General features: G+C 41.8%; 15 protein-coding genes. 2 read left to right on the top strand and 13 right to left on the bottom strand.

Annotation, left to right across the window (positions count from 1 at the left end; translation table 11 throughout):
- Nucleotide 1: 1 nt before the first annotated feature.
- The 5 genes from ccmE to ccmA are packed head-to-tail and all read right to left on the bottom strand — an operon-like array spanning nucleotide 2 to nucleotide 2,729.
- On the bottom strand, nucleotides 2-481 hold the full coding sequence (ccmE, locus tag B5G52_RS01105) for a cytochrome c maturation protein CcmE (RefSeq protein WP_087530850.1): 480 nt from the start codon (nucleotides 479-481) through the stop codon (nucleotides 2-4).
- Nucleotides 478-681 carry a heme exporter protein CcmD gene (gene ccmD, locus B5G52_RS01110; protein WP_087530851.1) on the bottom strand — a complete coding sequence of 68 codons (204 nt, stop codon included), beginning with the start codon at nucleotides 679-681 and terminating at the stop codon, nucleotides 478-480. Before ccmD ends, ccmE begins: the two co-directional genes overlap by 4 nt.
- Before the next feature lie 2 nt (nucleotides 682-683).
- Nucleotides 684-1,421, bottom strand: coding sequence for a heme ABC transporter permease (locus tag B5G52_RS01115; protein WP_087530852.1), 738 nt, complete (start codon nucleotides 1,419-1,421; stop codon nucleotides 684-686).
- Between the two features lies 1 nt (nucleotide 1,422).
- Nucleotides 1,423-2,109, bottom strand: a complete 687-nt coding sequence (gene ccmB / locus B5G52_RS01120) for a heme exporter protein CcmB (protein WP_087530853.1) — start codon at nucleotides 2,107-2,109, stop codon at nucleotides 1,423-1,425.
- Nucleotides 2,109-2,729 carry a cytochrome c biogenesis heme-transporting ATPase CcmA gene (gene ccmA / locus B5G52_RS01125; protein WP_087530854.1) on the bottom strand — a complete coding sequence of 207 codons (621 nt, stop codon included), beginning with the start codon at nucleotides 2,727-2,729 and terminating at the stop codon, nucleotides 2,109-2,111. Before ccmA ends, ccmB begins: the two co-directional genes overlap by 1 nt.
- A gap of 103 nt (nucleotides 2,730-2,832) precedes the next feature.
- On the opposite strand from ccmA, the gene B5G52_RS01130 reads away from it, so the two are divergent.
- Nucleotides 2,833-5,580 (top strand): flagellar hook-length control protein FliK, encoded by a 2,748-nt coding sequence (locus tag B5G52_RS01130; RefSeq protein WP_087530855.1) that lies wholly within the window; start codon nucleotides 2,833-2,835, stop codon nucleotides 5,578-5,580.
- 2 nt (nucleotides 5,581-5,582) lie between these two features.
- Complete coding sequence (locus tag B5G52_RS01135; RefSeq protein WP_087530856.1) at nucleotides 5,583-5,888, top strand: EscU/YscU/HrcU family type III secretion system export apparatus switch protein; 306 nt, start codon at nucleotides 5,583-5,585, stop codon at nucleotides 5,886-5,888.
- Nucleotides 5,889-5,927: 39 nt separating this feature from the next.
- Here the strand turns inward: B5G52_RS01135 and B5G52_RS01140 are convergent, their stop codons facing one another.
- From B5G52_RS01140 to B5G52_RS01175, 8 genes are all read right to left on the bottom strand, one after another.
- Complete coding sequence (locus tag B5G52_RS01140; protein ID WP_087530857.1) at nucleotides 5,928-6,329, bottom strand: DUF2802 domain-containing protein; 402 nt, start codon at nucleotides 6,327-6,329, stop codon at nucleotides 5,928-5,930.
- Between the two features lie 16 nt (nucleotides 6,330-6,345).
- Entirely contained in the window at nucleotides 6,346-6,843 is a 498-nt protein-coding gene (locus tag B5G52_RS01145) for a chemotaxis protein CheW (RefSeq protein ID WP_087530858.1), read from the bottom strand.
- 19 nt (nucleotides 6,844-6,862) lie between these two features.
- Nucleotides 6,863-7,645, bottom strand: a complete 783-nt coding sequence (locus B5G52_RS01150) for a CheW domain-containing protein (protein WP_087530859.1) — start codon at nucleotides 7,643-7,645, stop codon at nucleotides 6,863-6,865.
- A 3-nt stretch (nucleotides 7,646-7,648) separates the two neighbouring features.
- Nucleotides 7,649-8,419 (bottom strand): ParA family protein, encoded by a 771-nt coding sequence (locus B5G52_RS01155; RefSeq protein WP_087530860.1) that lies wholly within the window; start codon nucleotides 8,417-8,419, stop codon nucleotides 7,649-7,651.
- A gap of 11 nt (nucleotides 8,420-8,430) precedes the next feature.
- On the bottom strand, nucleotides 8,431-9,387 hold the full coding sequence (locus tag B5G52_RS01160; RefSeq protein ID WP_087530861.1) for a flagellar motor protein MotB: 957 nt from the start codon (nucleotides 9,385-9,387) through the stop codon (nucleotides 8,431-8,433).
- A gap of 3 nt (nucleotides 9,388-9,390) precedes the next feature.
- Entirely contained in the window at nucleotides 9,391-10,155 is a 765-nt protein-coding gene (locus tag B5G52_RS01165) for a flagellar motor protein (protein ID WP_087530862.1), read from the bottom strand.
- Nucleotides 10,148-11,281: a chemotaxis response regulator protein-glutamate methylesterase gene (locus tag B5G52_RS01170; protein ID WP_087530863.1), complete on the bottom strand. Its 1,134-nt coding sequence runs from the start codon at nucleotides 11,279-11,281 to the stop codon at nucleotides 10,148-10,150. The genes B5G52_RS01165 and B5G52_RS01170 overlap by 8 nt, the downstream gene beginning before the upstream one ends.
- A 65-nt stretch (nucleotides 11,282-11,346) precedes the next feature.
- Nucleotides 11,347-13,569: a chemotaxis protein CheA gene (locus tag B5G52_RS01175; protein ID WP_087530864.1), complete on the bottom strand. Its 2,223-nt coding sequence runs from the start codon at nucleotides 13,567-13,569 to the stop codon at nucleotides 11,347-11,349.
- Nucleotides 13,570-13,582: the final 13 nt, after the last annotated feature.

Raw genomic sequence — 13,582 nt, forward strand, 5'->3', positions numbered from 1 at the left:
ATTAATTGCCACTATCTAAGTTATATTTAGGTTTTTCGTGTTTAATCCCTTTAACCGCTTCGGCAACTTCTGCTGGCATGTATTCTTCATCATGCTTTGCTAATACCTCAAATGCCTCAATAACATCAGGTTCAACTAACACACCTTGCGCAACGATGCCTTGCCCTTCACGAAATAAATCAGGCAAAATACCCTGATAACGAATTGTCACTAGCGGGCCAGTGTCTATTAATTTAAAGCTCACTTGTAAACTGCTTTCATCACGTACCACTGAGCCTGGGACAACCATGCCGCCAATACGTAACTTTTGACCTATATGAGGCTTCTCGAGATTTGGCCCCTTGCCGTCAATTAACTCACTTGGGGTATAAAAAAGATTTATATTCTCTTGTAAGGCATATAAAACCAAACCTATCACTGCACCAATACCAAACACGATCGCAGTCACTGCTAATAGCCGTTTTTTACGTCTTGGATTCATATTTGCTGCTCCTGTTTAGCTTGCTTAATACGCTGTTCGCGAGCTGCTTGCTCCTGAACAGAAGTTAAAATACGCTTGGTATCGTTCAAAGAACTAAATAAGATACCTAATAAAATCAGCGCGCACGTGCCAAAAGACAACCATACATAAAAGCCATATCCACCCATGGCTATAAAATCAGAAAAAGAATCAAACTGCATAACTAGCCCCTATTTAACAACTGACGAACCCAAGGACGGTGTTTTTCGCGTTGTAAAATTTCATTTTTAAGACGTATCAATGTCACTGTGCCAACAAATGCAGCAAACGCCACAATGTTAACCATCAGCGGCCAAAACATACTTGGATCAATCGCCTTAGTATCGAACTTAGTAATGGTCGCCCCTTGGTGAAGGGTGTTCCACCACTCAACAGAGAAGTGAATAATTGGTAAGTTAATCACCCCTACAATAGCAAGGATAGAAGCAGCTCGACCCGCTGCTTTTTTATCCTCAAAGGCGTGATACAAAGACAGCACCCCTAAATATAAAAATAATAAAATAAGCTCAGAAGTAAGACGTGCATCCCACACCCACCAAGCGCCCCACATAGGCTTACCCCATGCAGCACCGGTGATAAGCGCAATTGCAGTAACACAGGCGCCCACGGGGGCAATAGCGATAACAGCAAGTTCTGCATTTCGCAGCTGCCAAACCAAGGCGACCACCGCCGCGATAGCCATTGATGAATAAGCGCCCATTGATAAAATAGCTGAAGGAACATGAATAAAAATAATGCGATAGCTGTCTTTTTGTTGGTAGTCTGCAGGCGCATAAGCCAGCCCCCAAACCCAACCAACAACCATGCATACAACCGTTATTACGGCAAAATATGGCAGTAACGTATTACATAATTGATATGCACGATCTGCTTTAGCGTAGGGATGTAACCACTTCCACATATTAACTTACACTCACTTTTAATGCTGACGATATGGCAATTGGTGCGCTTAAAATAGCAACGACAAGCATTGCACCAAGGATGGCAAGCTGTCCACTATAATCCAGTGACATAGTACTGGTATCAATAGCAGACGTTGCAAAAATTAACACAGGGATATACAAAGGCAGAACTAGCAGACTCATCAATATTCCGCCTTTTTGTAACCCCACAGTGAGACCCGCACCAATCGCGCCGATAAAACTCAATAATGGAGTCCCTAATAATAAAGTAATAACTGTCGCAACAAGCGCTTGGCTATCTAAGTTAAGCAGTAGCGCAAAAACCGGTGTCATTAACACCAAAGGCAACCCAGTAATAACCCAATGAGCAAGCACTTTCGCCAGTACAGTTAACGGCAATGGATACGATGATGCAATTAATTGCTCTAGGCTGCCGTCATGAAAATCATCACGAAAAATTTTATCAAGACCAAGCATGGTCGATAAAAGCGCCGCAACCCAAATAATACCTGGAGCCATACGAGCAAGTAGACCGGGCTCTGGACCAATAGCTAACGGAAATAAGGTAATAACAATTAAGAAAAATAATAATGGATTAACAATTTCTGCTCGCTGGCGAAACGCTAACTGTAAATCTTTTTTACATACGGCACTAAATAGCTGTAAATAAGAGTGTTGTCGTTGCATCAGTGACGGTACTCCAAGGTAACTGTTTGCAAATCATTAAAGTGCGTTGTTAAATCTTGGTGAGTCGTTAATAAAATAGCACCACCGGTTTCTAAATGGCTAACAAAGCGCGCCTGTAAGAATGCCACTCCCGCTTTATCCAAAGCAGTAAATGGCTCATCGAGGATCCAAAGCTTGGCATCATTAAGCCATAATCGAAGTAATGCAACACGGCGTTGTTGTCCTGCGGATAAAGTGCGTACTGGCACATCTTCAAGACCCACCAAGCCTATTTTAGCCAATAAAGCATACAAGTCTTGATTATCATCATACCCTTGGATCTGTAACCAAAAGCGTACATTTTCCAGCGCAGTAAGCTGAGCATTTACACCGGTTTTATGGCCAATGAATAATAGCTCACGGGCAAACTCGTCATAGTTTTTGGCTATTGATGTATCGTGCCAAAAGATATCGCCTTCATCAGGAGCAGCAAAACCTGCAATAATGCGCAATAATGATGTCTTACCAGCCCCATTAGGGCCTGCTAATTGCATAATTTGTCCCGATTTCAAACTGAAATTAAGATCCTCAAACAAACAGCGCTCTTGTTTGATGCAAGTGACGGACTTAATGTGTAGCAAGATGACGATTCTCTATACCCAAAATTAGGCGTTAGTCTACCATAATGATAGGGTAATACGAATAACGCAATGAAACCGATTAGTGAAAACTTGATTTAAAATAATGAATGAACCTACGCAGATTTCTTTAGCTAACTCATTGACGGTTAAACAGTCAACGAGTAATGCTTGGCAACAAAGTGTGAACCTAAATGGGGAAACACTTAACGCTAAAAACATCACATTTGCCAAAGGCTCTGTGCAAATGGATATATTAGTTAATGATCATTGGCAAACATTGCGTTTAGCGACCAGCCAATCACCAAGCAACATGCAAAAAATTCCTGCCGCTGAAATACAGTTAAGCACTGATGGCAAACAACTGACTATTTTGCCAACACAAACATCATTAGCGCTTAATCAAGCAAAGCAATTACAGAGTTTACTTAATTTCATTCATTCCGGCAGCCAACTGAGCAATCAACCTTTCGCTGTTACTGTAGCCACTAAACCGACACCTAAAATACAAATAGCGCAGTTGAATGCCAGCTTACCGATAAATACAGAAGTGGCACAACTTCTACAGAGTGAGCAACCTTTAAAAGCAATCATCAATATGGAGCAAAAGGGGCTATTAAAGCTTGTGGTTATTAACCGTTTTGCTGATAACCTGCACCAACAGCCCATCACAAAAGCTAAATTGGCGACATGGCTAGCAAAGCTCGCCCCGCAAGGTCAACTACAAAGGACGAATAACGCAGCGCAATTAACAATCCCGCAGCAAAAAAGCGCTTTTAATATTCCTATTAAACATACACAGGCGCAACAGCTAAGTGCAGAGCCTCAAGCAGTCAAAATAATAGCAACGAAAGACCAACTTACATTGAAATCCCTCACCAATGAGGTTGCTGTTGTGCTTAAAAATTCGTTGACTCAAACCTTTCATAGTTTAGTGAAAGCGCAACAAAGTGCTGCAATAACAAAAATAACAACCGACGCCCCCCCTGTTCAAAGCCCTTTAATAAATGCCAGCAGCCCAATAAAGTCATGGTTAAAAGCCAGTTTTGCCGATTTAAAAACTCGGGTAAACGATGCTGTTCGTTACTTTGAAAATAAACCATTTAATCAATTAGCTGATAAAAATGATAATCCACTTAAAGCAGCTATTTCCTCAACGAGTAACGAAAAAGCGCCGAAACAATTAAGTTTGATCCCAAAATCAGTGTCGCAAATAAACTTAGCAGCTTTAGCTCGTGAGAATGTACCCCCACTTTTAACTGATATAAGTAAAGGCACCGCGTTACCTAAGCACTTCCATAGCGCTCCACCGCTGATACAACTATTTCAACAAGTTAAAGCGACATTGGCTAGTATCACTACACCAACAGCCAACCCTGTTGTAAGTAATAACAACCTATCAATCAGTAGCGGCAAAGCATCAATACCTCAGGCTGAAATAGCGGCTAAAGCTGATACAGCTAAAACGCCCGCTGTCGACAAAAAAATATCTTTTTCAACCACAGAGAAAGAGACTGCAAAAACACACAGTACAATAAACAAAGACATAACAAACACAAATACAGCAAAAGTGGATAGCCAATTCACCAACCAAAAAAACAGCTCAACGATTAACTCCCCTCTAATTGCTAAAAATAGCAATGCGCCATTAATTGAAGTTAAAAATCCTAATACGGTGAGTCAATCAGTTAGTGAAACAGCAAACAAGTTAAAACAAGCATCGACAGTTAATAAAAAGCTAGCAAGCAACCCTAACTTTACAAAGACCACAGACAAAGTAAACATTCACTCTAGCAGCGTAAATGAAACGAGCAAAACCCAAAAACTTGCTTCAGTGTCGCCTACACTTATGGTGCAAACTCAAAAGGAAAACATCAAAGCACCTTTAACTGCCACACCAGTGCGCAGCCAAGTTACCCTCCCGATAGAAGCAAAGCTGACGGCTCCATTACTAAACATAGCAAAACCACAATTGCAGTCCTCATCAAATGCAGCTACTGGCAGTGAAAATAATTCAACAAAAATAGATTTAAGCCAAAAAATAGAACAACTAGCGCAGGGGAAAATAAGCGATAATGTGGATCTAAATCGACTTGTTAACCAGGCATTTAATCGAATGATAAACAGCCAATCCGCTCACCCTTCAATTGTACAACGAGAAATATTGAGCCTTATTTCACCGAATAGTCTCTCAACAAGCGCGATGCAACAAAGCTTTAGCCAAGCAATCGAAAATTTGAGTGTCGCAATTTTGGCAGCCCCGGCACTGAATAATATTAGTGCCTTGAATTTTACTGGCCAAAGCTCAGTTGATGCTTTACTACAAGTGTTAGTGCCGAATTTTAAAGCTGTGAACAGCGAAAAACTTCAAGAGCAATTACAACAAGCCAGCAGCCAAACTCTGGCAGCAGAGCTTGGGCAAATTAAAAGTAATATTAGCCAAGTTGCCACCACAGCTGTTAATCAACAAACGGATAGTAATGCGCTTGTGCAGTTTTTTTTACCTATGCGACTTCCGCCGGACGCTGCGCAAACTGAAATATCACTTGGCCAATATAAAAAACCAAGTAAAGATGAACCCGAAGGAAAAGACGTTTGGTTTGTGCGTTTAAATTTTGATTATGCAACTCTTGGCCAGCTACAAATCACCGCCGAGCTGATGGATAAAGCTTTAGATTGTAAGCTACTCGCTTCAAGCCAAGAGGTAACAGCAATAGCCCACCCACACTTAGAGAGCCTACGTCATAAATTATCAGCACACGGTTTGCAAGTGGGCGAATTAAATTTAAGCCAAGGTGCACCACAACACCAAGCTTTTTATCAGTCCCATGCAATTATCAATATTAAGGTTTGATCATGAGTGATTCACAACATAAATCAGCCATTGGTTTATTATATGAAGCAGGTAGAGCGCCTACCGTCTCCAGTAAAGGGTTTGGTGAGTTAGCACAACAGATAATCAAAACAGCGAAAGAAAAAGGCATATTAATTCATCAGGATGAAGCACTTGCTAAAACGCTTTCGCATTTAGAACTTGGCGAAGAGATACCTAAAGAACTCTACTACGTAATTGCTGAGCTTATTGCATTTTCATATGTACTTCGAGGTAAGTTTCCACCTGGCTGGGAAGATTTTCAGGGTAAGTTAAATATTAAGGCTTAAACGCAGTAAGTAAAAATTGAATTAGCAAAAAGGCGCTATTTAGCGCCCTTTTTGATTATGTAACGACATAAGTAATTCAGCTTCTGCACGAGGTAATTCGCATTCACGAATTATCTCTTCGATATCAGCGCCTAATTCCACCATTTTCACTGCACGTGAATAAATTTTAGCATCAGGATCATCGTATTTTTGTGCATCTTGCTGTTGCGCTAGCTCTTGATTGCGCTGCTCAACAGCAACTAACCTTTTACCAATACTCAGCATGCCCGCACGCATTTCAGCAACTTCGCTGCGTAAAATGCTGTTTTGTTGTAGCGTATCTGTAAGCTGTTTTTGGATTTTAGCCTCACCATGCGATATTTTTTTATTCAAGCTATATAAAATAACAAAGCACACAAGGATTAAACCCAGTGCGCTTATAACTAAAGAGAGTAGTAACATAGTTTATCCGTCAGCATTAAATATTGCTTAACTCATCCCACTCTTCATCGTTTAATAGCTTATTTAAATCAACCAAAATCAAAAGTTCCCCATCACGGTTACTCACACCCTGAATAAACTTAGCACTTTCTTCAGTGCCAATATTCGGTGCGCTATCAATTTCTGAGCTACGTAAATAAACAACTTCAGCCACACTATCAGCCAAAATACCAATTACCTGCTCTTCCGCTTCGATAATTAATACCCGTGAGTTATCTGTTGTTTCAGCAGAAATTAAACCAAAACGAGCACGAGTATCTATCACGGTAACCACATTACCACGTAAGTTGATAATACCAAGTACATAGCTTGGCGCACCTGGTACAGGGGCTATTTCGGTATAACGCAAAATCTCTTGAACTTGCATCACGTTAACGCCGTATGTTTCTGATTCCAGTTTAAATGTTACCCATTGCAATACTTCATCATTACTATCGGCATTTTTACTGTTTGATACTAGTCTTTCTTCACTCATGCTATTACTCCGAATATCGTTACTGCTCACGGCTATCTAAGCCCTGCTCCAGTAATTGATTTAAATTTTCTACATCAATTAAGGCACACATTTTTTCTTTAATGACGCCAGCCAACCATGGTCGTTTACCGGTTTTAGCTCGCCATTTAACATCTTCTGTACGCAGGGTTATATTATTAACAAGCTTCTCAGCTAATAATCCCCACTGACTATCACCAAGCGTTATTAAATATTGATAGTTTAGTTTCTCTTCTAATTCTTGAGTGTATTTCTCTGGCATTACCCACCGAGCGGTATCAACCACATTGAGGTTCTCATCACGGTTAAGCATAACCCCTTTGAACCACTTGGGCTTACCAAACAATTGATTCACATCGCCCAATTGATGAATGCCACCCAATGCCTTAAGGGGCACAGCTAATGTAAGCCCTGCCACTTCGAAAAATAATGCCTGGAATTCACCGTCAAAATAATCCTGCTGTCGCTCAGTCGGGGTTTTAGCATGTGTAGCTAGAGCATCACTGGCAATATTATCTATATCTTTGATTTTAGCTTGAATTTGCGGTTTCTCAAGCGCTGTTTTGGTATCTTGTGGTATTTCTTGGGGTTCTTCAAGGGCGTGCTCTTGAACAATTACCTGCTTAGCAGCTTTTGCTGGCATCTGAGTCTGCTTTTGAACTGGCCCTACTTGTTCAAGTAATTTTGCGACAGGTTCTAAGTCTGTATTCTCATCTTCTTCGCACAGCAAAGCACCCAAGTACTGGGTCATCACTTTTTCATTAGCAAACAATTGTTTACTCATTAATTAACCTTGCTCAATCAAATAATCTAATAACGCACGATAGGCAAATACACCACGTGAACGAGGGCAAAATTGAATTGGCACTTGTTGTGCTAAGCTTGCATCTCGAAATTTGGTATCGACAGGTATAACACCTGGCCAAACTTTATCATTATACGTTTTTTGCAACGTTTTATATGCTTCTAACGACGCATTTGTGCGCTTATCGTACATTGTTGGGATGATGGTATATTGATACTGCTTTGATTGCGAGCTTTGCATCAATTCCATTGTACGCATCATACGATCTAAGCCCTTTAAGGCTAAAAACTCAGTTTGTACTGGCACTAAAATGCGTTCACTCGCCGCAAGTGCATTGACCATTAAGACCCCTAAAACGGGTGGGCAATCCAAGATTGCATAGTCATAATGCTCACTGATTTTGGCTAACGCTTTTTTTAAAATAAGCCCCATACCAGTTTTATTGCCCATACTGCGATCAAGGGTAGCAATGGCCATTGTCGCAGGCATTATATCTAAATTAGCAATATTTGACGGACACAGTGATTGCAGTATTTCTTCACTTTGCATGGTATTGCCGCGAGCGAATATATCATAAACACTGACTTCTAAATCTTCAGAATCGATACCAAAATAGTAAGTCAAAGAGGCATGCGGATCAGTGTCTATCAATAACACACGCTTTCCCTGCAATGCTAATGTACCAGCAAGGCTTACCGCAGTTGTTGTTTTACCTACGCCACCTTTTTGATTCGCCACCGTCCAAATTTTCACATCACACCTTATTATTGTTCATTGCGCGTTGTAATTCGTATACCGCCATGTGGTAATTGAATTACTTTAATCGTGTTATCGTCCGAAGGCAATTCAATTACTTCAGGTTCAGCTTTTTCTTCTTCAAGATCTCCTTCTCGGGGCGTTTCTTGCTCTGGTAAGCCATACTTAGATAATGCAACCACTACTTTTCTATTCTCAGCGCGGCCTTGCTCTGTACTATTATCTGCAAATGGCGAATATTGCCCGTAGCCTTCAATAGCCATTCTAGCTGGGTTAATTCCCAGAGATTCAAGTTCAACTAAAATTGAGGTTGCCCGCGCAACAGAAAGCTCCCAGTTAGAGCGAAATATTTCGTTTCGAATTGTTTCGTTATCTGTGTACCCACGCACTCTGACATAATTATCAACCGGTGCGATAATATCGTTAACCATACCAATCACGGTTTTAGCGCGACTATGTGCAACCGCACTGCCGCTTGAAAATAACATGCCTGAGCTCAGCTCTATGATCAGCCAGTCTTGGTGCAGCTCTAGGCTCGCCTCACCATCGCGAATTTCGTCAATCAGCGCTGATTGTAATTTGGTTAATAAGCTATCTAAAGGCTTGCCTAAATGCTTTTGTTTGATATTACTGGTATCGCTTTGCCCATCAAGTAGCTCTGGACCTGCTTCTTGCTTTTGGATACTTTCACCATATAGCAACTCTTTTTCTGGGCTAACTCTATCAGTTAATAAACCTGTCCCCGTCACTCCGGTGCCCTCTTGACTATGCTGACGCGCAGATTGATCGAATACTTGCTCTAATGAGTCTGATAAAATTTGAAAGCTTTCTTCTTTATTAATAGCAATTGCATACATCACCACAAAAAACGCAAACATAATAGTCATGTAATCTGCATAGGAGACTAACCAACGCTCTGTGTGCTGATTGTTGCTAGGTTGATGACGAAGTCGGCGACGGATCATAAATTAATTGGCTAATAGATTAGGTCGTTCAACTCGGTAAGCTTCTAGTTTTAGCTCAATATTAGCAGGGCTATCGCCTTGGCTGATGGCTATAATTCCTTCCGCGAGTAGCTCATGAAACAACATTTTTTGCTCAACTTGTTGCTTTAATTTATTTGCCATAGGTAAAAACAATAAGTTTGCTAAACCAACACCATAAATTGTCGCTATAAACGCAGTAGCCACCCCGGCACCTAGCTTTTGCGGCTCGGTAATAAATGACATAGCCTGAATAAGTCCAAGTACTGCACCTAAAATACCAATTGTTGGGCTATAACCGCCTAAAGCTTCATAAACACGGCTTGCTTCAAGTAGTCGCTCGCGCTCTAGCAACAAATCAATTTCAAGCGTATCACGCAGCTTTTTCTCACTCACACCATCGATAAGTAAGCTGAGGCCTTTTGCTGCATAACTATCAGGGTGAGTCAGCGCCGTATCTTCAAGTGATAAATACCCTTCTTGGCGCGCTTTGTGGGACCAGCTTTTAACCTCTTCAATGGCTGCGTCAATATCATGACGAGGGGGGAAGAAAACCCAGTAACTAATTTTTAGGGCTTTTAAAAAAGTGCTTAAGGGCGATTGTAGCATGACTGCCCCCAAGGTTCCGCCTAGTACAATGATCAGTGCAGGGCCGTTAAATAAAGCAGCAACAGCACCGCCTTCTAATGTATAGCCAAGAGCTATTGCACCTAACGCAATTACTAGCCCTAAGATTGATAGCTTATCCACAACCAATCTCACGTACTAATCGAGTTGCCACATCATTTAATGCAATACTAGCACTAGCAAGCCCTGCAGCAGCAACAGCTTGTGGCATACCATAAACCACACTGGTGCTCTCATCTTGGGCCCAAATCGTTGCACCTACTTGTTTGAGCATCCGCGCACCATCGCGGCCATCAGCCCCCATTCCTGTGAGTACCACCGCCAAAACATCTCCTTGAAAAGCTTTTGCAGTACTAGCAAATGTCACATCAACACTGGGTTTATATGTGATACGCGCACTGTCGTCTTCAAATACTCTTAACGTTCGATTACCACCACGCCCTTCAATCAACATTTGTTGGCCACCTGGAGCTAAGTAAGCCGTACCGGGCATTAACTTATCACCCTGTTGCGCTTCTTTCACTTGAATTTTACACAAACCATTTAAGCGGGCTGCAAATGCTGGGGTAAACGCAGCAGGCATATGTTGAATAAGCAAAATGGGATGCGGAAAATTCGCTGGTAATCGAGTCAAAATAGTTTGTAATGCGACAGGCCCACCGGTTGACGTACCTATCGCTACAATTTGATATTTTTTACCTGAGGCACGCACTGACGCAGCGCTTGTATCAGCGGGGGGCGCTGAGCGACTAAAACTGCGATCTGGCTGCGTAATACTCGCCCTTGGAGCTGTTTCTTTATTAACTGATGGCTTATTTATACTCGTAGTTGGGCGGCTAAATCTTGATAAACGTCTACGCCCGATTTCTTTTACTTTGTTTTGTAAAAGTTTAATCGCATCTTCGTTATTACGCGCAATGTCTTCAAACTTCTTCGGTAAGAAATCTAAGGCGCCAGCATCAAGCGCATCCAACGTCGCGGTTGCTCCATCACGAGTCAGCGACGAAAACATCAAAATAGGAGTCGGGTTTGCAGCCATGATTTCTTTCACGGCACTAATTCCATCAAGCACCGGCATCTCGACATCCATCGTGATGACATCAGGGCGAAGTTGGCGCGCTTTATCGACTGCTTCACGGCCATTAACCGCAAAACCAATTACATCAATGTCCTTATCTTGTTCTAGAATTTCGCTCACCCTGCGGCGAAAAAAACTCGAATCATCAACAACTAATACTTTAACTGCCATTGGCGTACTCTTGTTAAATTTTATCTACAGGAGCCAGTGGCTCCCATAAAAAGATAAAGATTACTCTAACCTGCGTAGTATTTTAGCAAGCTTGGGACATCCAAAATCAAGGCGATACCGCCATCTGAAGTAATTGTCGCACCTGCCATACCAGGCGTCCCTTGTAAAAGAGCATCCAGTGGTTTTATAACAACTTCTTCTTGGCCGATTAATGAATCCACAACAAAGCCAACCTGCTGAGTACCGATTTGTACGATAACAACATGCCCTTGAGCTTTCCGCTGCGAGGTATCGGCGCCTTTTACAAGCCAATGTTCTAAATAGAATAATGGTATTGCTTTTTTACGCACTATGATAGTTAGTTGCCCATCAACTACATTTGTACGAGTCAGATCTAGATGGAAAATCTCATTTACCCCGGCTAACGGTAACGCAAACGTTTGCTGACCAACGACAACCATCAAGGTTGGTAGTATAGCTAATGTCAGTGGTACTTTGATTTCTAATATAGTGCCAACACCTAACTCAGATTGAATACTTACTGAGCCATTCAATTGGGTTATTTTAGTTTTTACTACATCCATGCCAACGCCACGGCCGGAAATATCTGAAATCTGTTCTTTGGTTGAAAAGCCTGGCGCAAAAATTAGATTATATGCTTCAGTATCTGACAAACGACTCGCTTGGTCATGATCAAGCACACCTTTGCTAATGGCTATTTTTTTCAGCTTCTCAGCATCCATACCTGCACCATCATCTCGAATAGTCAACAAAATATGGTCGCCTTCTTGCGAAGCCGATAAAGTAACCGTACCTGTTCTTGGTTTACCCGCGGCCTCACGTACGTCAGGCATTTCAATTCCGTGGTCGACCGAGTTTCGCACTAAGTGAACCAGAGGATCTGCAAGCGCTTCAACTAAGTTTTTATCTAAATCTGTTTCTTCACCCACTAACAATAAGTTAATATCTTTTTTTAAGCTACGCGCTAAATCACGGACTACGCGTGGAAAACGACCAAACACTTTTTTGATTGGTTGCATGCGGGTTTTCATTACCGCACCTTGTAAATCGGCAGTCACAACATCTAAATTAGAGATTGCTTTGCCCATCACTTCATTATTTGTGTTAGTCGCTAAACTTACTAAGCGATTACGCACTAATACAAGCTCACCAACCATATTCATGATTTGATCTAAGCGCTTCGTATCAACCCTCACGGTTGTTTCAGCTTGAGGTGGAGCATGTTTTTTAGCTGTACCTGCTGCTGGCGCAGGTGCCTTATTTTCAACGGGCTTTGATGCTGCCGGTTGTGGCTTGCTTACTTGTGCAGGTTTTTCAACCTTTGCTTCAGGTTTTTTCGCTTCTGTAGCAGGCTTCGGTGCATCATCTTCTACACTACTCGCAGTAAGCGCTTTAGGAGCAGTACCTTTGCCATGTAATTCATCTAGTAGTGCTTCAAATTCGTCATCGCTGATTTCATCGTCTGATGCTGAGCTTGCCGCTACACTTTTCACTTCAGCTGTTGTAGCTGCTTCAATAGGTTCTTCTTGCGCTGGAGCAGGATTTACCGCACCAAAGTTACCTACCCCATGTAGTTCATCGAGTAAACTGTCAAATTCATCATCGGTAATATCGCTGCTACTGGCATTATCTTGAGGCGCAGCGCTTGTATTCGCTATCGGACTCTGACCTTTACCGTGGAGTTCATCTAATAAGCTTTCAAACTCATCTTCGGTGATCTCATCAATTTGTGCTTCTTCTGGCTTGTCGTCAACTTGGCCATTGAACAACATATCAAAAGCAAAAGGGTCATCTTCATCGATTGCTGAATCAGCATCTTCGACGAGCGCTTCAGACTCTTGCGCTGGCGCGCTTGACGCTTGCTCTTCATCGGCACTAGGCGGTTGACTTAACTTATGTAATATAGCGAGTAATTCAGGATCGGCGGGTTCTGGTTGTTCGCGATTTTGTATTGTCGCAAACATTTCATTAATTGTATCGAGCGCTTGTAATATTACATCCATGAGCTCTGAGTTAACTTTTCGAACGCCCTGACGCAGTAAATCAAATACGTTCTCTGCACCATGACAGGCATCTACCAGCTCTGTCATACTTAAGAAACCCGCACCACCTTTTACGGTATGAAAACCACGGAAAATAGCATTTAGTAACTCGGTATCATCTGGATTATTTTCAAGTTCTACTAGCTGTTCTGATAAAAGCTCAAGAATTTCTCCAGCTTCAACTAGGAAATCTTGTAAAATATCTTCATCGACTTCAAAGCTCATGCAGTGCTCTCCT

Source organism: Pseudoalteromonas sp. A601 (assembly GCF_002165575.1).
Lineage (GTDB): Bacteria > Pseudomonadota > Gammaproteobacteria > Enterobacterales > Alteromonadaceae > Pseudoalteromonas.